Below are 20377 nucleotides of genomic sequence, written 5' to 3'. Positions count from 1 at the left end.
ACTCCGTAACAAATCATGCGCCTGTCCCGGGCGGCTGACCATGCAGGATCTGGCCGCTGGCGTCGGCCTTTCTCTGCCGTTCAGGCGAGCCGGTAGGCCGGACCGGCCCTTTGCGTCAGCGGCCGGCTCTGCGACCATGACCGCCCCCCATCCCGGAAGTCTGCAATGAGCCTGTCCGCCGTTCCGCCTGTGCCCGATCCCGCCGCGACCGCCGCTGCCTGGTCGCCGGAGAGCTGGCGGGGCAAGACCGCGCTGCAGATGCCGACCTATCCCGACCCGGTAGCCCTGGAGGCGGCCCTGCACGAGCTTAAGCGGCTGCCACCGCTGGTCACCTCATGGGAGATCCTGGCGCTGAAGCAGCAGCTGGCCGAGGCCCAGGAAGGCAAGCGCTTCCTGCTGCAGGGCGGCGACTGCGCCGAGAACTTCAGCGACTGCGAATCGGGCACCATCTCCAACCGGCTGAAGGTCCTGCTGCAGATGAGCCTGGTGCTGGTGCACGGCCTGCGCCAGCCGGTGATCCGCGTTGGCCGCTTTGCCGGCCAGTACGCCAAGCCGCGTTCGGCCGATACCGAGACCCGCGACGGCGTGACCCTGCCGAGCTACCGCGGCGATGTGATCAACGCCCCCGCTTTCACTGAAGCAGCGCGTCTGCCGGACCCGAAGCGGATGCTGCAGGCCCACGCGCATTCGGCGATGACGATGAACTTCGTGCGTGCGCTGATCGACGGTGGTTTCGCTGACCTGCACCACCCCGAATACTGGAACCTGGAGTGGGTAAGCCACTCGCCGCTGGCGGCCGAGTACCAGAAGATGGTGGCCTCGATCGGCGATGCGGTGCACTTCATGGAGACCCTGGCCGGGGCCCGCGTGCACAACCTCAACCGCATCGACTTCTACACCTCGCATGAAGCGCTGCTGCTGCCCTACGAGCAGGCGCTGACCCGCCAGGTGCCGCGCCAGCAGGGCTGGTTGAACCTGAGCACGCATTACCCGTGGATCGGCATGCGCACGGCTGCGCTCGATGGCGCGCACGTGGAATACCTGCGTGGCGTGCGCAATCCGATTGCGATCAAGGTCGGCCCGTCGGTGACGCCGGACCAGCTGCTGCGCCTGATCGATGTGCTCAACCCGCACGACGAACCGGGTCGACTGAGCTTCATCCATCGCATGGGTGCGGCGCAGATCGCCGAGAAGCTGCCGCCGCTGCTGGATGCCGTCAAGCGTGATGGCCGCCGCGTGCTGTGGGTGTGCGATGCGATGCATGGCAACACCGAAAGCACTGCCAATGGCTTCAAGACGCGTCGCTTCGACAACGTGCGTGGCGAAGTGGAGATGTCGTTTGATCTGCATGCGGCCGCGGGCACGCGCCTGGGTGGCGTGCACCTGGAGCTGACCGGCGAGGACGTGACCGAATGCACCGGTGGTGCGCGCGAACTGACCGAGCGTGACCTGGAGCGTGCGTATCGCTCAACGGTGGACCCGCGGTTGAATTATGAGCAGTCGCTGGAGATCGCGATGGCGATCGTGCGCAAGCAGGAGCAGGTGCGGTAAGGGGTTTTCGGCAGGGCTTGCAGCCCTGCACCTGCTGCAATCAACGTCAACGGCAAAAGCCGAAGCCGAAGCAGCGGCAACAGCATGCATTCCATGGGCTGGCGGGGCGGTGTCGGAGTGCGGGGACGCTGCAAGTACGTCCCTGTGAGCTTGGCAGCCGCATCCATGCGGCTGACACCCCGCACTCCGACACCGCCCTACCTTCGACAGGTTCAGGTCGCTATTGGTGGGTGCCGACCGTTGGTCGGCACATCTGTCAGATGTCGAATGAATCATCCACGCATGGCGTGGATCTACTGGTAACTGCGGCGATTGGCATGCGCGCCTGTTGGTAGGTGTCGACCGTTGGTCGACACGATTTTTCTGTCAGATAGCAGTATTCAAAATGGGCTCCGACCCCGTGCCGACCAACGCTCGGCACCCACCATCAGCAGCAGGTTCCGACAGATCGCAGAAAACTGTCGAAGGCGGGGTGGGTCCGGTTGCGGGGGCGTGAGCCGCATTGGCCCGAGGCATGCCTCGGGCGGGTTGGGCAGGACGCCCAACCCCGGTCTTGCCGTGTGCGCAGGACTGCGCACACGAGCAAGCGGCGACCGAGCTTACATGGGTGAGGGCGCTTTGCTTGCGAAGCACCGCTTCGCAAGCGCCCGAACGCACAGCCGCCGGCGGCTGGGCCGAGCCCCGGAGGGGACTTGCAGCGCCCCCCGCAACCGGACCCACCCCGCCATCCCACAGGAAACCCGCTTCTGCTTCGGCTGTTGCTGTTGCCCCAGCACGCAGCAGGTGCAGGGCTGCAAGCCCTCCCGACCAACACCCTGCTTACGAACGGCTGACGTGACGCTCATGCGCCATGCGCGAGGCTGTCCACCTGGTTGTTCGACTGGAGGTGGCAACGGTGCACTGGCAGAGCGCACAGGCCTACGCATGGCCGTTGGGATTGGCCGTAGTGGTGGGCGGCATAGGCGCGTGGCTGATCCTGTGGATCTATCACCGGCTGAAAGGGCGTGATCGCCGACGTGCGCGTATCGGTCGAGTACTCGGGTTGCCGCTGGCTACCGCGTGGCCGCTGCTGCTGCTGATTCCCGCCTTGCAGGCGACGCCGCTGCAGGATCCGTTGCTGGGCCATCTGCAGCACGGACTCCACATTGCATTGATGGCCTGCTTCGTCTGGCTGCTGGTACGCGCGGTGGCGGCGGGCGAGCGCGCGATCCTGCGCAGCCATCCCATCGATGTCTCCGACAACCTGGAGGCACGCCGCATCCAGACCCAGACGCGCGTGCTCAGCAGGGTGTTGATGGGCGGCATCATCGTGCTCGGTGCGTCGCTGGTGCTGTTGACCTTCCCGATGGTGCAGAAGATCGGCACGGCGCTGCTGGCGTCGGCAGGCCTGATCGGGCTGGTGGCGGGCATCGCCGCCAAACCGGTGTTCGGCAACCTCATCGCCGGCCTGCAGATCGCACTGACGCAGCCGATCCGCCTGGACGACGTGGTGATCGTCGAAGGCGAGTGGGGACGCATCGAGGAGATCGGCAGCAGCTACGTGGTGGTGCGGATCTGGGATGAGCGGCGGATGGTGGTGCCCTTGACCTGGTTCATCGAGAACCCGTTCCAGAACTGGACGCGGCGCAGTGCCGATCTGCTCGGCACTGCGTTTCTGTGGCTGGACTATCGGGCACCGATCGCGGCGATCCGGGCCGAGCTGGAGCGCATCTGCCATGGCCAGGCGCTATGGGATGGGCGCGTCTGCGTAACCCAGGTGACCGAAACCAACGAGCGCGCGATCCAGGTGCGCCTGCTGGTCAGCGCGCGCAGTTCCGGTGATGCCTTTGATCTTCGCTGCCTGGTGCGCGAACGCATGCTCGATTTCCTCGCACGTGAGCACCCGCAGTCGTTGCCGCAGGTGCGTGCGCGGCTGCAACACGAAGACGAGCTGGATATGCCGCGTGGTCCACGTGCACGCACTGCGGATGTGCGTTCACCGGGTGCTGAAGATGGTGAGGCGGCGATCGTGCCGGTGGAGCCACAGGATCGGTAGTGCCGGCCGCTGGCCGGCAACGCCGGAGCGATCGAGCTGCCGGCCAGCGGCCGGCACTACCGGAAGCAAGATGTCGCGGCGTCACCGGAGCTCAGGGCTCGCCGGCGTCGATCAGCGCATCGGTATCAAAGTGTGGCGGCCGCCGCGCACGGGTGCGCTGCTCGTAGGCGTAGGCCATTTCGATCAGCTTCGGCTCGCTCCAGGCGGTGCCCATGAACAGCAGGCCGACGGGAAGGCCGTTGATCTGGCCCATCGGCACGGTCAGGCTGGGGTAACCGGCCACGGCAGCGGCGCTGTAGCTCTCGCCCGGGAAGTCGTCGCCTTCGCTGCGGATCGGCCACGCCACACCGGTGGTCGGCGCCACCAGCGCATCGAGCTGATGGGCGACGAGGGCTGCATCGATGCCTTCCGGACCGGCCAACCGGCGCGCATCACTGCGCGCGCGGATGTAGGCAGGGTCTGCCAGGCCGGTGGTGGCATCGGCCTCCACCAGCAGCTCCTGGCCGAACAGGCCCAGTTCCTGCTTGCTGTGCGTCTGGTTGAAGGCGATCAGTTCGGCCAGGCTGCGCAGTGGCGCGCGGTGGGTGCTGAAGTAGCGCTCCAGCCCGGCCTTGAATTCGTACAGCAGCAGCGTGCGCTCAGCCTCGGCCCACGCGCCCTGGTTGGGCAGCTCCACCGGCACCACCACGGCGCCGGCGCGACGCAGCTCGGTCGCTGCCTGATCGATCAGCGGCGGCATGCCGCGGTACTTCAGCAGCGGCGTCTGCAGCAGACCGATGCGTTTGCCGCGCAGACCCTGCGGGTCCAGGCGCGCGGTGTAGTCGTAGACCGCACGGCCGGGCATGGTCGCGGTGGCGGGATCGGCGTCATCGCGGCCGGCGATCGCAGTCAGCACGGCGGCAGCATCGGCGACGCTGCGGGTCATCGGGCCGGCGGTGTCCTGGCTGAAGGAGATCGGCACGATGCCATCGCGACTGACCAGCCCGACCGTCGGCTTCAGACCGACCACGCCGTTGATCGCGGCCGGGCAGACGATGCTGCCGTCGGTTTCGGTGCCGATCGCCACGCTGGCCAGGTTGGCGGCCACGGCCACCGCGCTGCCGCTGCTGGAACCGCACGGTGAATGGCTGATGCGGTAGGGGTTGCGGGTCTGGCCGCCGCGCGCGCTCCAGCCGGAGATGGAGTCATTGCCGCGGAAGTTGGCCCACTCGCTGAGGTTGGTCTTGCCCAGCACTACGGCGCCAGCCTCGCGCAGCCGGCGTACCAGGTAGGCATCGTCCGGACGGAAGCCCTGCAGGGCCAGCGAGCCGGCACTGGTGACCATCGGTGCGGCGTTGATGTTGTCCTTCAGCAGCAGGGGGATGCCATGCAGCGGCCCACGCAGGCGCCCTTCGCGGCGCTCGCGGTCGCGTGCGGCGGCTTCCTTCAGGGCCTCGGGGTTGAGCTCGATCACCGCGCGCAGGCGGGGCCCGGTGCGGTCCAGGGCGGCGATACGCTGCAGGTAGGCCTGGGTCAGGGTGGTGCTGTCCAGATCTCCGGCAGTCATCCGCGCCTGCAGGTCGGCGACATCGGTTTCGGCGTACGGGAACGGCACGTTGCGGCTCGCAGGTTCGGCCGCATGCGCGCTGGGTGTGGCCGGGCTGCAGCCAGCCGAAAGCAGCGCCGGCAGCGCGGCGAGCAGGCAGGTCAGCAGAGGCGGCAAGGACGGGCGCATGGGGCGGCTTGGTCGGCTCCAATCCCCAGTGTAGCCGGTGCTCAGCGGTGGCGCTTGCGCAGGTCGCGGGCGAGGACGTAGACCACGATCAGGTTGATCGCCAGGATCGTCCATGACGGCCAACCGGGATGGCGGATGATCGCGAAGACGTCGAAAGGCAGGTACAGGGCGGCGGTCAGGCAGCCCAGCCAGGACGCCCAGGCCTTGGCCCGCCACAGGCCCCAGGCTTCGACCAGGTGCAGCAGGCCGTAGCCGATCATCCCCGCCGCGGCCAGGTGGACCGCGTCGGGACTGATCATGTGCAGCAGCGAGGGCAGGGTGCCATGGTCCGGATCCAGGCTGAAACGCCGGATCAGGGCCATGATGCCGTGCCGCAGCGGCTGCGGTCCGAGCACTTCCAGCCCGGTGGCGGCCAACAGTGCCAGCATCGCCTTGCTCGCTTCGAGCAGGGCGATGACGTGCAGACCCGGATGCCGGTGTGGATCCGGGTTGTAGCCGTTCTGGTTCACGGGGTGCTGGCTCAGCCGCCGCGCGAAGCCTTCTTGCGATCGCTCTCGGTCAGGAACTTCTTGCGCAGGCGGATCTCCTTCGGGGTGATCTCGACCAGCTCGTCGTCTTCGATGAAGTCCAGGGCCTGTTCCAGCGAGTACTTGATCGCCGGGGTCAGCTGGATCGCATCGTCCTTGCCCGAAGCGCGCATGTTGGTCAGCGGCTTGGTCTTGATCGCGTTGACGGTCAGGTCGTTGTCCTTGGAGTGGATGCCGACCAGCTGACCTTCATACACGTTGTCGCCTTCAGCAGCGAACAGCTTGCCGCGCTCCTGCAGCGGGCCCAGCGAGTAGGCCGGCGTGGTGCCCGGTGCATTGGCGATCATCACGCCGTTGATGCGCTTGGCAATCGCGCCCTGTTCCTTCGGACCGTAGTGGTCGAACACGTGGAACAGCAGGCCCGAACCCTGGGTCAGGGTCTTGAACTCGTTCTGGAAGCCGATCAGGCCACGGGCCGGGATCTGGTACTCCAAGCGCACGCGGCCCTTGCCGTCCGATTCCATGTTCTTCAGCTGGCCCTTGCGGGTGCCCAGCTTTTCCATCACGCCGCCCTGGTGGATTTCTTCGATGTCCACCACCAGCTGCTCGATCGGCTCCATCAGCTGGCCGTCGATTTCCTTGATGATCACTTCCGGGCGCGACACGGCCAGCTCGTAGCCTTCGCGGCGCATGTTCTCGATCAGCACCGACAGGTGCAGTTCGCCACGGCCGGAGACCAGGAACTTGTCGGCGTCTTCCAGCTGCTCGACCTTCAGGGCCACGTTGTGGACCTTTTCACGGTCCAGGCGGTCCTTGATCTGGCGGCTGGTCAGGAACTTGCCACCGGACAGGTCCTTGTTGCCGGCGAACGGCGAGTTGTTGACCTGGAAGGTCATCGAGATGGTCGGCTCGTCGACGGTCAGCGCCGGCAGCGCTTCCGGGAAGTCCGGTGCGCAGATGGTGTCGGAGATGGTCAGCTCCTGGATGCCGGAGATGGCCACGATGTCGCCGGCCTCGGCCGAATCCTGCTCGATGCGCTCCAGGCCCATGAAGCCCAGCACCTGCAGCACCTTGCCGTTGCGCTTCTTGCCTTCACGGTCGATGACCGCGACCTGCATGTTCTTCTTCAGGGTGCCACGCTGGATGCGGCCGATGCCGATCACGCCCACGAAGTTGTTGTAGTCCAGCTGGCTGATGCGCATCTGGAACGGGCCTTCCGGATCCACTTCCGGCTTCGGCGCGTGCTGCATGATCGCTTCGTACAGCGGGGTCATGTCGCCGTCGCGCACGGTGTCTTCCAGGCCGGCATAGCCGTTCAGGCCCGAGGCGTAGACGATCGGGAAGTCCAGCTGCTCGTTGGTGGCGCCGAGCTTGTCGAACAGGTCGAAGACCTGGTCGATCACCCATTCCGGACGGGCGCCCGGACGGTCGACCTTGTTGACCACGACGATCGGCTTGAAGCCCATCGCGAAGGCCTTCTGGGTCACGAAGCGGGTCTGCGGCATCGGGCCGTCCATCGCGTCGACCAGGATCAGCACGGTATCGACCATCGACAGCACGCGCTCGACCTCACCACCGAAGTCGGCGTGGCCGGGGGTGTCGACGATGTTGATCCGGTTCTTGATGCCGGTCTTCTTGTCTTCCCAGGTGATGGCGGTGTTCTTGGCCAGGATGGTGATGCCGCGTTCCTTTTCCTGGTCGTTGCTGTCCATCACGCGCTCGGCGAGGACGGTGCGCTCGGACAGGGTGCCGGACTGCTTCAGCAGCTGGTCGACCAGGGTGGTCTTGCCATGGTCGACGTGGGCGACGATGGCGATGTTGCGAAGATTTTCGATGGACATACGAAAGGGGGCCAGTCGGCGCCGGATTTGGAAAAAGAAGTCCAACATTATACGTCGAACTTGACGATTCGCGAAAAGGTGGATTTCACATCCGTCGCGGGGCCCATTCAGCTGGCTGTCCGCCGCGTCGGCCGGGGCCGCCAGCGCCCGGAGACGCGGCTTCCCGTCCATGGGCTGAAGCCGGGTTCTTCACCGATGGTCGAAGCCGCCGCCGCCACGAGGCAGGTGTAAACTAGGTGGCTAGACGCGTTCCCCTCTGCATCAAGGATCTTCATGTCCCTCATCGCCACTTTCGACACCACCCAGGGCCCGATCAAGGTCGAGCTGTTCGCCGACAAGGCGCCGCTGACCGTGGCCAACTTCGTGAACCTGGTCAAGCACGGCTTCTATGACGGCCTGATCTTCCACCGCGTGATCGCCGACTTCATGATCCAGGGCGGCTGCCCGCAGGGTCGTGGCACCGGCGGCCCGGGCTACAAGTTCGAAGACGAGAAGAACGGCGTGAAGCACGAGGTCGGCTCGCTGTCGATGGCCAACGCCGGCCCGAACACCAACGGCAGCCAGTTCTTCATCACCCACATCAAGACCGACTGGCTGGACGGCCGCCACACCGTCTTCGGCAAGGTCCTGGAAGGCCAGGCCATCGTTGATTCGGTCAAGCAGGGCGACGTGATCCATTCGATCACCCTGGAAGGCGACGTCGACGCCGTGCTGGCCGCCCAGGCCGACCGCGTCGCGGAGTGGAACAAGCACCTCGCCGCCTGATCCCCCTTCGAAACGGCCACCCATGGGTGGCCGTTTCCCTGTTCCCCGCCGCCCGCCTGGCCTGCGTGGCTCTGCCCGCGGCGTCCCATCAAACGCTTGCAAGCAAGAGGAAACCCCCATGAAAGCACCCGTTCGTGTTGCCGTGACCGGCGCCGCCGGCCAGATCGGTTATGCCCTGCTGTTCCGCATCGCCTCCGGCGAAATGCTGGGCAAGGACCAGCCGGTCATCCTGCAGCTGCTGGAACTGCCGGTGGACAAGGCCCAGGCCGCCCTGAAGGGCGTGATGATGGAGCTGGAAGACTGTGCCTTCCCGCTGCTGGCCGGCATGGTCGGCACCGATGACGCCGAAGTCGCGTTCAAGGACGCCGACATCGCCCTGCTGGTCGGCGCACGTCCGCGCGGCCCGGGCATGGAGCGCAAGGACCTGCTGCTGGAGAACGCCAAGATCTTCACCGCCCAGGGTGCAGCGCTGAACAAGGTCGCCAGCCGTGACGTGAAGGTGCTGGTGGTCGGCAACCCGGCCAACACCAACGCCTACATCGCGATGAAGTCGGCCCCGGACCTGAAGCCGGAAAACTTCACCGCCATGCTGCGCCTGGACCACAACCGCGCGCTGAGCCAGCTGTCGACCAAGCTCGGCAAGCCGGTCGGTGGCATGGAGAAGCTGGTGGTGTGGGGCAACCACAGCCCGACCATGTACCCGGACTACCGTTTCGCCACCGCCGATGGTGCGTCGATCGCCGATGCGATCAACGACCAGGAGTGGAACGCCAACACCTTCATCCCGACCGTCGGCAAGCGCGGCGCGGCGATCATCGAAGCCCGTGGCTCGTCCTCGGCTGCTTCGGCCGCCAATGCAGCGATCGACCACGTGCGTGACTGGGTGCTGGGCAGCAACGGCAAGTGGGTCACCATGGGCGTGCCGTCCGACGGTTCCTACGGCATTCCGGAAGGCGTGATCTTCGGCTTCGCGGTGACCACCGAGAACGGCAAGTACACCCTGGTCAAGGATCTGCCGATCGACGACTTCAGCCAGAAGTACATCGACAAGACCCTGGCCGAGCTGGAAGAAGAGCGCGCCGGCGTCGCCCACCTGCTGGGCTGATGCAGGCGGTACCGGCTCCGGCCGGTACGTCTTCCATCAAGGTAGGTACCGACCGTTGGTTGGTACGCAGAAAACGGGGAGGCTTCGGCTTCCCCGTTTTCATTTGGAGCTCCTGGAACCGCATGATCCACCTGCACTACATCGATGACGCACTGCTGGTGGCCGAGAAGCCGGCTGGCCTGTTGTCCGTACCCGGCCGCAGCGCCGAGAACCAGGACTGCGTGGTCGCGCGCCTGCAGGCGCTGTATCCGGATGCGTTGACCGTGCACCGGCTGGACCAGGTGACCTCCGGCCTGCTGCTGCATGCGCGTGGCAAGGACATGCAGGCGACGTTGTCGATGCAGTTCGAGCAGCGCCAGGTTGGCAAGCGGTATGAAGCGGTGGTGCAGGGGCTGCTCGAGGGTGATTCCGGTGAAGTGGACCTGCCGTTGATCGTTGACTGGCCGAACCGGCCGAAGCAGATGGTCGATCACGAACGCGGCAAGCCGGCGTTGACGCGTTGGCGCGTGCTGGTGCGCGATGTTGAAGCGCGGCGCACGCGCGTGGCGTTGGAACCGATCACTGGCCGCAGCCATCAGCTGCGGTTGCACATGGCCACTATTGGCCATCCGATTGTTGGCGACGTGCTGTATGACGCGGCACCGGCGCACCGCGTGCATCTGCATGCGTGCAGCCTGCGGTTCACGCATCCGCTGACGGGCGAGGCGCTCGCGTTCGATTCCGCGGCTCCGTTCTAGGGGGTCGGCAGGGCTTGCAGCCCTGCACCTGCAGAATCAACGTCAACATCAACATCAACGTCAAAAGCGGGCTGTCCGTGGGTTGGCGGGGAGGTATGGGTGGGCAGGACACGCCGTAAACCCATCCATGGGGGCTCGATGGCGCCATCCATTGCGCCAACGGTCCTGCCCACCCACACCGCCCCGCCTCTGACAGATTCCCGCGGCTGTTGGTAACTGCGGCCGTTGTTCCGCACGGCTGTTGGTAGATGTCGACCTTGGTCGACACGATTTTTCTTTCAGATATCGAATGAGTCATCCACGCATTGCGTGGATCTACCGTGTCGACCAAGGTCGACACCTACCAGCGCAATCCGCCGTTCCGACAGATGGCAGGAAACTGTCGAAGGCGGGGTGGGTCCGGTGGCGGGAGTGTCCGCGGCATGGATGCCGTGGCCAAGCCCCCATGGACGGGTTTACGGCGTCTCCCGCCACCGGATCCACCCCGCCATCCCCCAGTAAGCCAGCTTCTGCTGTTGCTTTGGCTTTGGCTTCGGCTTCTGCAGGTGCAGGGCTGCAAGCCCTGCAGAACAAACCCACCCCCTACCAAGGTAGGGCGGCCCGCGCGGCAGCACCGGACTATCCTCGAACCCATGACTTTGTCTGGGAGGGCTGCGTCATGAACTACGAGGAAACCTACCGTCGCTCGATCGACGAGCCGGAGGCCTTCTGGGGCGAGGAAGCCAAGCGCATCCATTGGCATAAACCGCCGCAGCAGGTGCTCGACTACAGCAACCCGCCGTTCCGGCGCTGGTTCGTCGGCGGCGAAACCAATCTCTGCTACAACGCCGTCGACCGCCACCTGGCCGAGCGCGCCGACCAGCTCGCGCTGGTCGCCATCTCCACCGAAACCAACAGCACACGCGAGATCACCTATCGCCAGCTGTACCGCGAAGTGAACGACTTCGCCGCGGTACTCAAGCACCTCGGTGTCGGCCACGGTGACCGCGTGGTGATCTACATGCCGAACATGGCCGAGGCGGTGTTTGCGATGCTGGCCTGCGCGCGCATCGGTGCGGTGCACTCGGTGGTGTTCGGTGGCTTCGCCGCGCACAACCTGGCGCTGCGCATCGACGATGCCAAGCCCAAGCTGCTGATCGCGGCCGACGCCGGTATGCGCGGTGGCAAGCTGATTCCGTACAAGCCGATGGTCGACGCCGCCTGCGCCGAAGCGGCGTCGCCGCCACCGCATGTGCTGATCGTGTCGCGCGGGCTGGATGCCGCCGAACCCCGCGTGCCGGGCCGTGATGTGGACTACGCCACGCTGCATGCACAGATCGGGGAAGTGGATGTGCCGGTGCAGTGGCTGGAAGCGAGCGAACCGAGCTACCTGCTGTACACCTCCGGCACCACCGGCAAGCCGAAGGGCGTGCAGCGCGATGTGGGCGGCTATGCAGTGGCGATGGCGCAGTCGATGGAGACCGTGTTCGACTGCAAGCCGGGCCAGGTGATGTTCTCCACCTCCGATGTCGGCTGGGCGGTGGGCCACTCCTACAATGTGTACGGCCCGCTGATCGGTGGCTGCACCTCGCTGCTGTACGAAGGCCTGCCGACCAATCCGGATCCCGGCATCTGGTGGGCGCTGTGCGAGCAGTACAACGTGCGCACGATGTTCTCCTCGCCCACCGCCATCCGCGTGCTGAAGAAGCACGACGCGGACTTCATCCATCGCCACGACCTGCGTGCGCTGAAGTACCTGTTCCTGGCCGGCGAGCCGCTCGACGAGCCGACCGCGCACTGGATCAGCGAAGCGCTCGGCAAGCCGATCATCGACAACTACTGGCAGACCGAAACCGGCTGGCCGGCACTGACCCTGCTGCCGGGCCTGGAGATGAAGCCGGTGCGTTTCGGCTCGCCCGGGTTCCCCAATCTCGGCTATCGGATGAAGGTGATCGACGAGAACACTGGCGAGGAAGTCGCACCGGGGCAGAAGGGCGTGCTGGTGGTGTCGCCACCGCTGCCGCCGGGTTGCATGAGCACCGTGTGGAATGATGACAGCCGCTTCCTGCAGAGCTACTTCAGCCACTTCAAGGAACTGCTGTACAGCTCGCTGGACTGGGCGATCCGCGACGACGATGGCTACACCTTCATCCTCGGTCGCACCGATGATGTCATCAATGTAGCCGGGCACCGTCTGGGCACGCGCGAGATCGAGGAGGCCATTTCCAGCCATCCGCGGGTGGCCGAGGCCGCCGTGATCGGGGTCAAGGATGAACTGAAGGGGCAGGTGCCGCTGGTGTTCGTCACCCTCAAGCAGGGCCTGGATGGCGAGGATCCGGCGCCGGTGGTGGCCGAGATGATGGCGACGGTGACCACCTCGCTCGGCGCGGTCGCACGCCCGGCGCACGTACACGTGGTCAATGCACTGCCCAAGACCCGCTCCGGCAAGCTGCTGCGGCGCTCGCTGCAGGCGCTGGCCGAACAGCGCGACCCGGGTGACCTGTCGACGCTGGACGACCCCAGCGCGCTGGAGGAGATCCGCCGCGCGCTGGGCCGTTGATCCGGTAGTGCCGGCTACTGGCCGGCCCCCCCCCTCAATCCCGAGGTTGCCGGCCAGCGGCCGGCACTACCCGCGGCACTTGCGCTAAGCTCGGCCTGTCATCGACCTGCAATACGCGGCGCGCGCCGGGGAAGGCGCGTGCCGTCCGGGGATGGCACACAGGGGGGCGTGCCCGTCAGGGCGCGCCGGCATTGTGCATCGAGGGAGGGGGAGGCAATGGCATTGCTGCACGCCAAGACGGCTGCTGGCCGTCAGGAAATCGAAGACCGTGGCCGGCGCCTGCCGGCGGCACTGCGTTCGATCCTGCTGATGGTCGACGGCCATCGCGATGACACCGAACTGCGTGGCCTGTTCGAAGGCCTGCGCGCGCCGGCCGATGCACTGGAGCAGCTGGAAGCGCAGGGCCTGATCGAAGTGATCGGTGGCAATGCCGAGCTGGCACCGGTACGTGGCATCAGCACCGGCCGCGAACAGGATCCGGCGTTGTACCAGCAGCTGTACGACGCGATGAGCGAGGCGGTGCGGCGCCACCTGGGCCTGAAGGGCTACTTCATGCAGTTGAAGATTGAACGCTGCACCGATGCACTTGCACTGGAACGCCTGTGCCCGGAACTGCTGGCGGCGGTGGGCAAGGCGCGCAGCCCGGCGCTGGCGCAGCGCTGGTGGCAGGAAACCCAGGCCGCCGTGGTCAATGGTGGCGGCGAGGTCGTGCAGGCATGAGCCACCGCGTAAAGTGATCGGTTCACTTCCCCACAAGGAGTCCCGCGTGCAGGACGACCACGACGACACCGACACCCCAGGCTGGGACGCGATCAATGCGGCGCTGGCGCCGCTGTATGCCGGCCAGGAACCCCGTCACTACGGTACGGCGTTGCCGTACACGCTGGGTGGCCAGGATCCACTGGATGGCATCAGCGTTTACTGGGTGGATGCACCGGTACCGCATTGGCACTACATCACCTACGGCTTCTCCGAGCTGTACACCAAGGAGAGCAGCGATGCCGCCGCCAGCGGCTATGGTTTCGAGCTGACCTTCCGCCTGGCTGCTGAAGCCGGTGAGCACGCCGGCAGCAACCCGCCGGTGTGGCCGATGAACCTGCTGCAGAACCTGGCGCGCTACGTGTTTGGCAGCGGCAACGTGTTCGAGGATGGTCACCATCTGAACGCCAACGGCCCGATCGCGCTGGAGACCGGCACGCGCCTGTGCCACCTGGCCTTCATCGCCGATCCGCAGTTGCCTGCGCGCGACACCGCCAATGGCCACCTGCAGTTCCTGCAGCTGGTCGGGCTGACCGATGAGGAGATGGAAGCGGTCAAGCGTTGGTCGACGCGCGGCGTGCTGCAGGCGCTGCAACCGGCGATGCCGCTGTGGATCAGCGACCTGCATCGCGGCAACCTGTTGGAGGATCCGACACTCGCCGCACAGGTGCGGGCCGGCAGCGAGCGCGAGGGCTCCAGCACCGGCATGTTGTTCATCGAGACACTGGATTGGCGGCAGGAGGCGGGGGTCACCACCCTGGTGCTCGGCGCCGGGCAGGTGGCCAGTGTGTGCGAGCTGCTGCCATTGCGCCTGCGCCACGGCAAATCGCTGGAACTGGCCAGCCGCGAGCGGCAGTGGGAGTTCATTCCGGCAGCGCGCGGTGAAACCGGCGAGGTATCGGCCGACAGCGCGCGCTGGGCGCTGGACGAGACGGGGCTGCAGGCCCTGGCGGGCGTGCGTGCCGAACGTGGCATCTACCCGGTGGCGGGAGCGCTGCGCATCGAAGTGGTGCCGACCTACCTGCGCGATGCCAACGGTGAAGTGATCCGCCAGATCGGCTGAGTGTGGTGATGGCGCCGGTGGGGTCAGAGCCGCCTGCTGTGCAGACGGATCCGACCCCGGGTCAGGCTCAGGCCAGGCCTTCGGCCTTCAGTGCGGCCTGCACGCCGGCATCGGCGTCCATGCGTGCCTTGTAGGCGGCCAGGTTGTCCAGGCCCGACAGGTCGACCTTGGTGCCGGCGGCCCAACGCAGGGTGATGTAGAAGTACGGGTCGGCGAAACTGCGGAAGCCGGCCAGCCAGGGCTTGTCGGCCAGCTGCCTGTCAGCGGTCTCGAACAGGCCACGCAGGCGCTTGTGTGCGGCGGCGCGGATCGCATCGAACTGGCTTTCGTCGGCGATGAACTTGCCCGGTGCGAACAGCGGCGAGAAGGCCGGATGCACGTCGGAATTGACGAAGGCCAGCCAGCGGGTAGCTTCGGCACGCTGGCGCGCGCTGCCATCGCCGCCGAGGCCGGCCTGCGGGTAGGTGTCGGCGATATAGCCCATGATCGCGGCGTTCTGCAGCAGCACGAAGTCGCCATCGACCAGCGCGGGAACGGCGCCGGCCGGATTGATCTTGAGGAATTCCGGACCCTTGAGGGTGTCCTTGTTCAGCAGTTCGACCTCGAACGGCTGGCCGGTCCACTGCAGGGCGATGTGGTCGGCGGTGGAACAGGCACCGGGCTTGCTGTACAGCTTCATGGGAACTCCAGGTGATGCGGGCGGGAAACGCCCACTATCCCAGAGCCTGCCAGCGGGCGGCAACGCTGCCGCCAGCACGGATCGTTACGACTGCCGCGGCTTGAGGTTCTGCACCTTATAGAAGGTGTGATCGCCGATGGTGGCCACCTGGTAGGCGTTGCGCCAGTTCGGGCTGGCGATGGACAACGCGGCGAAGTGGCTGGCACCGGGCACGATCTCGCGGCGCTCGCCGGCCGGCAGCGCCCAGTTGCGCTCGGCGTCGAAGGCCACGTTCATTGCCTCGCTCCAGGCCGCGTCATTGCCCAGCTGGGTGCCGGGGGAGACGATGGTCGGCGCGAACTGCTTGCGCGCGGTGACCACCTGGCACATCGAGTCGCCCCACAGGCCACTGTCGAGGCGGCGCAGGGCGACCTCGGCAACGGCTTGCTGGCCGCGCAGGGTCTGGTCGCGGGCTTCCAGATAAACGGTGGTGCTCAGACACAGTGAATCAGCGGCCGGCTGCGGCAACAACTGCGACAGCCAGAGAATCCAGGCCAGTTTCATATAACTCCTTGCTCCGTATGGGCCGCACTCTCCGCTTCCAGTCGAGGGGGCGACAGGATGCGGGGTACGACTTGGCGTCATGGGGAGGCGGCCATCGGGGCCGCCCCGTGGGCAGCCCCAAAAGAAACGACCAGTACCGATCGTGGGGGCTGCGCCGGCTCACCGGAAACTGGCTGGTGAGCGGAAAGATGGCGCAAGGTAGGGGGGCGTAGCCGAACGCATCGTGAACCGTCCGGCTTGACATTCAGGTTCGGGAGGGGTGACGGAAATCACATTCCGTCCCCCATTCATGCGCTCATCAGAGCGCGGCGGCCACCCGGCTGCCCTGGTCGATGGCCCGCTTGGCGTCCAGTTCGGCCGCTACATCGGCACCGCCGATCAGCTGCGCGTTGATGCCGGCGGCCTGCAGCTCGGCCTGCAATGCGCGGTTCGGTTCCTGCCCGGCGCAGATCACCACATGATCGACCGGCAGCAGCTGTTCGCTGCCTTCCACGCGGATGCGCAGGCCTTCGTCGTCCACGCCCAGGTACTCGACGCCGCCGAGCATGCGCACGCCCTTGGCCTTCAGCGTGGCGCGGTGGATCCAGCCGGTGGTCTTGCCCAGCCGCGCGCCGGGCTTGCCCGGGCTGCGCTGCAGCAGCCACAGCCGCCGCGGCGATGCCTCGGGCTGCGGCCTGGCCAGCGAGCCGCGGGCCTCGAACGTGCTGTCCACGCCCCATTCGGCCATCCAGCGCTGTGGGTCCAGCGAGGGGGACTCACCAGCGTGGCTGAGGAACTCGCCGACATCGAAGCCGATGCCGCCGGCGCCGATGATCGCCGCACTGGCGCCCACTTCGACCCGGCCCAGCAGCACGTCCAGGTAGCTGACCACCTTGGCGTGGTTGGCGCCGGGGAAGTCGACCTTGCGCGGCGTGATGCCGGTGGCCAGCACCACCTCGTCGAAGCCGGCCAGGCTGGCCGCGTCTGCTCGCGTGCCCAGGCGTAGCTGCACGCCGGTTTCAGCCAGCTTGTGGCGGAAATAGCGCAGGGTCTCGTGGAACTCTTCCTTGCCGGGGATGCGCTTGGCCATGTTGAACTGGCCACCGATCTCGTCGTTGGCATCGAACAGGGTGACCTGGTGGCCGCGCTCGGCGGCCACCGTGGCGCAAGCCAGGCCGGCCGGACCGGCGCCGACCACCGCCACCTTTTTCGGCGTGGCAGCCGGGCGGTAGACCAGCTCGGTCTCGTGTGCGGCACGCGGATTGACCAGGCAGCTGGCCAGCTTGTTCTCGAACACGTGGTCCAGGCAGGCCTGGTTGCAGGCGATGCAGGTGTTGATCGCCTCGGCGCGGCCGGCGCGGGCCTTGTTGGGCCATTGCGGGTCGGCCAGCAGCGGGCGCGCCAGCGACACCATGTCGGCGCCGCCGCTGGCGAGGATGTGCTCGGCGACGTCGGGCATGTTGATGCGGTTGGTCGCCACCAGCGGCACCGTTACATGCGGCTTGAGCTTGGCGGTGACACCGGCGAAGGCGGCGCGCGGCACCGAGGTGGCAATGGTCGGGATGCGCGCTTCGTGCCAGCCGATGCCGGAATTGATGATCGTCGCGCCAGCCGCCTCGATGGCCTGGGCCTGCTGCACGATCTCTTCCCAGTTGCTGCCGTCGTCAACCAGATCCACCAGCGACAGGCGGTAGATGATGATGAAGTCCGGGCCGCAGGCCTCGCGGATGCGGCGCACGATCTCCACTGCAAAACGCATGCGTTGGTTGGCGTCGCCACCCCAGCGGTCGGAGCGCTTGTTGGTGCGCGGGGCGATGAACTCGTTGATGAGGTAGCCCTCCGAGCCCATCACTTCGACGCCATCGTAGCCGGCTTCGCGGGCCAGCTTTGCGCTGCGTGCGTAGTCGGCGATATGCCGCTCGACGCCGCTGGCCGACAGCGCACGGGGGGTGAACGGGTTGATCGGCGCCTTCAGCTTCGACGGTGCCACCGAAAGGGGATGGTAGGCATAGCGGCCGGCATGCAGCAGCTGCAGGCAGATCTTCGCGCCGTGCTGGTGCGCGGCCGCGGTGAGCTGCCGGTGCGGGCGCACTTCCCAGGGCCAGGACAGCTTTCCGCCAAAGGGCTTCAGCCAGCCGACCACGTTCGGCGCGAAGCCACCGGTGACGATCAGGCCGACGCCACCTTCGGCGCGTTCGGCGAAGTAGGCGGCCAGGCGCGGGAAGTCGCGGGCGCGATCTTCCAGGCCGGTGTGCATCGAACCCATCAGCACGCGGTTGCGCAGCTGGGTGAAGCCCAGGTCCAGCGGGGCGAACAGGTGGGGATAGGCGCTTTCGTTGGCTGGCGACATGATCGATACGCTTGCGTACGGAAGCGCGAAGCGTGCCGGGAAACGGCGGCTGGGGCAAGGGGCGCGGGCGGTAGTGCCGGCCGCTGGCCGGGTACGCTCGGCACATGCGTGCTGTCGCTCCCGCATTTCGCTGCGCGAACCGCGGGCCCCACTTACCTGCCTCCACCCCCCGCGCCTGCGGCGCTGCCCCCGAACTCCGGGGGCGGTAGTGCCGGCCGCTGGCCGGCATCCCGATCAGCTCAGGGTGATTGCGGTTGCCGGCCAGCGGCCGGCACTACCGGGGGACGCCCAATCCCGAACCAGCCCAGCGTTACTCCGCACAGGGGGCCGATCAGCAGGGCGAAGGCGAGGGTGCCGACACCGACATTGCCGCCGAGCCACCAGCCCAGCAGCAGCACGCTGCCCTCGATCAGGCTGCGCACCTTCCAGATCGGCCAGCCGGTGCGGGCATGCAGGCCGGTCATCAGGCCGTCGCGCGGGCCGGGCCCGAGCTTGGCGCCGATGTACAGGCCGGTGGCCAGGGCGACCAGCAGCATGCCGGCGCAGAACATCGCCAGCTGCCAGCCAAGGCCGACCGCCGGGGGAAGCAACCACAGCCCGAACTGTGCGGACGGGCCGATCAACATCACGTTGAGCACGGTGCCGACGCCCGGCTTCTGTCGCAATGGCCACCACAGCAGCAGCACCAGCGCACCGATCACATTGGTGGCCAGGCCGAACGATAGCGGCGTCTGTGCGGCGATGCCCTGCGACAACACGTCCCAGGGGGCCACGCCGATCGCTGCACGGATCATCAGCGAGGCGCCGAAGCCGTACAGGAACAGGCCGATGATCAGTTGCAGCAGACGCAGGGGCAGGGCGGTGGGCATGGCGGCGCTCGGGGAGAGGGGGGATCTGTTTCCACCGTAATCCCAATTCAGTCACTCCCATAGATACAGATGCCGGCCGATCCACCGCTACAGGAGTCGTCGATCCTGCGTATGGGCCGTTCTGTGGAGCTGGGCCATGCTCGGCTGCTTTGCCTGGCACCGCCAGCCGAACATGGCCCGGCACTGCACCGGCGTTCCAGCCTGGCTCAGTCGCCCCAGCCGGCCAGCGCCAGCTTGCCCACCGTGCGCCCGCTGGCCAAGCGCTGATGCGCGATGTCCAGATTCGCCGCATTGATCGCGCCCAGCGTCTCGCTGAGGGTGCCGCGCAGCTGGCCAGCGTCGATCATGCTGGCCGCGCGGCTGAGGATGCGGTGCTGTTCGATGCGGTCCGCCGTGGCGAAGCGCGAACGCGCGAACATGAACTCCCAGTGGATGCCGATGCACTTGGCCTTGTAGGGATCACCGATGCGCAGCGCGCCGCGCGGTTCGACGATGAGGCCGACATGGCCCTGTGGCGCCAGCAGCTGACCCAACGCATCCCAGTAATGGTCGGTGTCGGCCAGGTTGAGCGCGACCTGTACTGCGTCGATGCCCAATGCCTGCAGCTGGGGCAGCAGCGGCTGCCGGTGGTCGATTACATGCTGGGCACCCATCTGCCGGCACCAGTCGATCGACGACTCACGCGAGGCGGTGGCGATCACCTCGAATCCGGCGTGCCGGCCCAGCTGGATCGCCATCGATCCAACACCGCCTGCTCCGCCGATCACCAGCAGGTGCTGGCCGGCATGGCGGCGATCATCCAGCTGCAATGGCATGCGCTGGAACAGCAGTTCCCATGCGGTGAGCGTGGTCAGTGGCAGTGCGGCCGCTTCGGCGAAGTCGAGCGTGGTCGGCTTGCGCGCTACCAGCCGTTCGTCCACAAGATGGAACTGCGCATTGCAGCCCGGCCGGGTGACATCACCGGCGTAGTAGACCTCGTCGCCGGACGCGAACAGGCTGGCGTCCTCGCCGATCGCTTCGACCACCCCGGCGGCGTCCCAGCCGAGTACGCGGGGTGCTTCGAGCGTGGCCGGATCGGTGGCCGCCCGCTGCTTGCCGTCGACCGGGTTCACCGAGACGGCCTCGACCCGGATCAGCAGGTCGCGGCCACCCGGAGGCAGCGGCGGGGGGAGGTGGATATCGCAGAGGGCGGGGGCGGATTCACGACTCAGGGCGACGGCTTTCATCTCGGCTCCGGCTGGGTTCGTGGCTCCATCATAGAGTTCCTCACGTTTCAGCAGATACGCTGAATCGGGTGGAGCAAGCTGTTGCGCAATATGTC

16 protein-coding genes are annotated in these 20377 nt (G+C 66.8%); 8 read left to right on the top strand and 8 right to left on the bottom strand.

The genetic code is table 11. The features are described 5' to 3' along the window. Nucleotides 1–165: 165 nt before the first annotated feature. Nucleotides 166–1551 carry a class II 3-deoxy-7-phosphoheptulonate synthase gene (locus AC5P60_RS11435; protein ID WP_033835443.1) on the top strand — a complete coding sequence of 462 codons (1386 nt, stop codon included), beginning with the start codon at nucleotides 166–168 and terminating at the stop codon, nucleotides 1549–1551. Between the two features lie 850 nt (nucleotides 1552–2401). After that, nucleotides 2402–3586: a mechanosensitive ion channel family protein gene (locus tag AC5P60_RS11430; protein ID WP_033835444.1), complete on the top strand. Its 1185-nt coding sequence runs from the start codon at nucleotides 2402–2404 to the stop codon at nucleotides 3584–3586. Between the two features lie 91 nt (nucleotides 3587–3677). Here the strand turns inward: AC5P60_RS11430 and AC5P60_RS11425 are convergent, their stop codons facing one another. Genes AC5P60_RS11425 through typA form a run of 3 tightly spaced genes read right to left on the bottom strand, consistent with a single transcriptional unit; the run spans nucleotide 3678 to nucleotide 7668 of the window. Continuing rightward, nucleotides 3678–5300, bottom strand: a complete 1623-nt coding sequence (locus AC5P60_RS11425; protein ID WP_049433061.1) for an amidase — start codon at nucleotides 5298–5300, stop codon at nucleotides 3678–3680. Between the two features lie 41 nt (nucleotides 5301–5341). Continuing rightward, on the bottom strand, nucleotides 5342–5809 hold the full coding sequence (locus AC5P60_RS11420) for a DUF2127 domain-containing protein (protein ID WP_483693529.1): 468 nt from the start codon (nucleotides 5807–5809) through the stop codon (nucleotides 5342–5344). 11 nt (nucleotides 5810–5820) lie between these two features. Further along, complete coding sequence (gene typA / locus AC5P60_RS11415) at nucleotides 5821–7668, bottom strand: translational GTPase TypA (RefSeq protein ID WP_005412346.1); 1848 nt, start codon at nucleotides 7666–7668, stop codon at nucleotides 5821–5823. Between the two features lie 273 nt (nucleotides 7669–7941). Here typA and AC5P60_RS11410 point away from each other — a divergent pair, with 273 nt between their 5' ends. The 6 genes from AC5P60_RS11410 to AC5P60_RS11385 all read left to right on the top strand — a co-directional run bounded on the left by AC5P60_RS11410 (nucleotide 7942) and on the right by AC5P60_RS11385 (nucleotide 14636). Continuing rightward, entirely contained in the window at nucleotides 7942–8433 is a 492-nt protein-coding gene (locus AC5P60_RS11410; protein WP_005408225.1) for a peptidylprolyl isomerase, read from the top strand. Between the two features lie 118 nt (nucleotides 8434–8551). After that, on the top strand, nucleotides 8552–9538 hold the full coding sequence (locus AC5P60_RS11405) for a malate dehydrogenase (protein ID WP_004153634.1): 987 nt from the start codon (nucleotides 8552–8554) through the stop codon (nucleotides 9536–9538). Nucleotides 9539–9660: 122 nt separating this feature from the next. After that, on the top strand, nucleotides 9661–10275 hold the full coding sequence (locus AC5P60_RS11400) for an RluA family pseudouridine synthase (RefSeq protein WP_483693528.1): 615 nt from the start codon (nucleotides 9661–9663) through the stop codon (nucleotides 10273–10275). A gap of 658 nt (nucleotides 10276–10933) precedes the next feature. Continuing rightward, nucleotides 10934–12814 (top strand): propionate--CoA ligase, encoded by a 1881-nt coding sequence (gene prpE / locus AC5P60_RS11395; RefSeq protein WP_005408227.1) that lies wholly within the window; start codon nucleotides 10934–10936, stop codon nucleotides 12812–12814. A gap of 216 nt (nucleotides 12815–13030) precedes the next feature. Beyond that, the gene (locus tag AC5P60_RS11390) at nucleotides 13031–13534 is read left to right on the top strand and encodes a hypothetical protein (RefSeq protein ID WP_033835447.1); all 504 of its coding nucleotides are present in this window, start codon (nucleotides 13031–13033) and stop codon (nucleotides 13532–13534) included. Nucleotides 13535–13580: 46 nt separating this feature from the next. Then, on the top strand, nucleotides 13581–14636 hold the full coding sequence (locus AC5P60_RS11385) for a suppressor of fused domain protein (RefSeq protein ID WP_005408229.1): 1056 nt from the start codon (nucleotides 13581–13583) through the stop codon (nucleotides 14634–14636). A gap of 67 nt (nucleotides 14637–14703) precedes the next feature. On the opposite strand, the gene AC5P60_RS11380 is transcribed toward AC5P60_RS11385, so the two are convergent. The 5 genes from AC5P60_RS11380 to AC5P60_RS11360 all read right to left on the bottom strand — a co-directional run bounded on the left by AC5P60_RS11380 (nucleotide 14704) and on the right by AC5P60_RS11360 (nucleotide 20282). Beyond that, nucleotides 14704–15315, bottom strand: a complete 612-nt coding sequence (locus AC5P60_RS11380; RefSeq protein ID WP_005408230.1) for a glutathione S-transferase N-terminal domain-containing protein — start codon at nucleotides 15313–15315, stop codon at nucleotides 14704–14706. A gap of 84 nt (nucleotides 15316–15399) precedes the next feature. Next, nucleotides 15400–15858, bottom strand: coding sequence for a cell wall hydrolase (locus tag AC5P60_RS11375; protein WP_004154513.1), 459 nt, complete (start codon nucleotides 15856–15858; stop codon nucleotides 15400–15402). Nucleotides 15859–16156: 298 nt separating this feature from the next. Continuing rightward, a complete protein-coding gene (locus AC5P60_RS11370; protein ID WP_483693527.1) occupies nucleotides 16157–18187 on the bottom strand; it encodes an FAD-dependent oxidoreductase in 2031 nt (676 codons plus the stop codon). A gap of 239 nt (nucleotides 18188–18426) precedes the next feature. After that, nucleotides 18427–19056, bottom strand: a complete 630-nt coding sequence (yczE, locus tag AC5P60_RS11365) for a membrane protein YczE (protein WP_005408232.1) — start codon at nucleotides 19054–19056, stop codon at nucleotides 18427–18429. 206 nt (nucleotides 19057–19262) lie between these two features. After that, the gene (locus AC5P60_RS11360) at nucleotides 19263–20282 is read right to left on the bottom strand and encodes a zinc-binding alcohol dehydrogenase family protein (protein WP_038645543.1); all 1020 of its coding nucleotides are present in this window, start codon (nucleotides 20280–20282) and stop codon (nucleotides 19263–19265) included. Nucleotides 20283–20377: the final 95 nt, after the last annotated feature.

This window comes from Stenotrophomonas sp. YJH_SMC_120, from assembly GCF_059368675.1.
This window is presented reverse-complemented; position numbering and strand designations above follow the sequence as displayed.

Excerpts from the sequence above, each read along its gene's own strand:
- AC5P60_RS11435 (WP_033835443.1), top strand. The coding sequence starts at position 166 with ATGAGCCTGTCCGCCGTTCCGCCTGTGCCCGATCCCGCCGCGACCGCC.
- AC5P60_RS11430 (WP_033835444.1), top strand. The coding sequence starts at position 2,402 with ATGCGCGAGGCTGTCCACCTGGTTGTTCGACTGGAGGTGGCAACGGTG.
- AC5P60_RS11425 (WP_049433061.1), bottom strand. The coding sequence starts at position 5,300 with ATGCGCCCGTCCTTGCCGCCTCTGCTGACCTGCCTGCTCGCCGCGCTG.
- typA (WP_005412346.1), bottom strand. The coding sequence starts at position 7,668 with ATGTCCATCGAAAATCTTCGCAACATCGCCATCGTCGCCCACGTCGAC.
- AC5P60_RS11410 (WP_005408225.1), top strand. The coding sequence starts at position 7,942 with ATGTCCCTCATCGCCACTTTCGACACCACCCAGGGCCCGATCAAGGTC.
- AC5P60_RS11405 (WP_004153634.1), top strand. The coding sequence starts at position 8,552 with ATGAAAGCACCCGTTCGTGTTGCCGTGACCGGCGCCGCCGGCCAGATC.
- AC5P60_RS11400 (WP_483693528.1), top strand. The coding sequence starts at position 9,661 with ATGATCCACCTGCACTACATCGATGACGCACTGCTGGTGGCCGAGAAG.
- prpE (WP_005408227.1), top strand. The coding sequence starts at position 10,934 with ATGAACTACGAGGAAACCTACCGTCGCTCGATCGACGAGCCGGAGGCC.
- AC5P60_RS11390 (WP_033835447.1), top strand. The coding sequence starts at position 13,031 with ATGGCATTGCTGCACGCCAAGACGGCTGCTGGCCGTCAGGAAATCGAA.
- AC5P60_RS11380 (WP_005408230.1), bottom strand. The coding sequence starts at position 15,315 with ATGAAGCTGTACAGCAAGCCCGGTGCCTGTTCCACCGCCGACCACATC.
- AC5P60_RS11375 (WP_004154513.1), bottom strand. The coding sequence starts at position 15,858 with ATGAAACTGGCCTGGATTCTCTGGCTGTCGCAGTTGTTGCCGCAGCCG.
- AC5P60_RS11370 (WP_483693527.1), bottom strand. The coding sequence starts at position 18,187 with ATGTCGCCAGCCAACGAAAGCGCCTATCCCCACCTGTTCGCCCCGCTG.
- yczE (WP_005408232.1), bottom strand. The coding sequence starts at position 19,056 with ATGCCCACCGCCCTGCCCCTGCGTCTGCTGCAACTGATCATCGGCCTG.
- AC5P60_RS11360 (WP_038645543.1), bottom strand. The coding sequence starts at position 20,282 with ATGAAAGCCGTCGCCCTGAGTCGTGAATCCGCCCCCGCCCTCTGCGAT.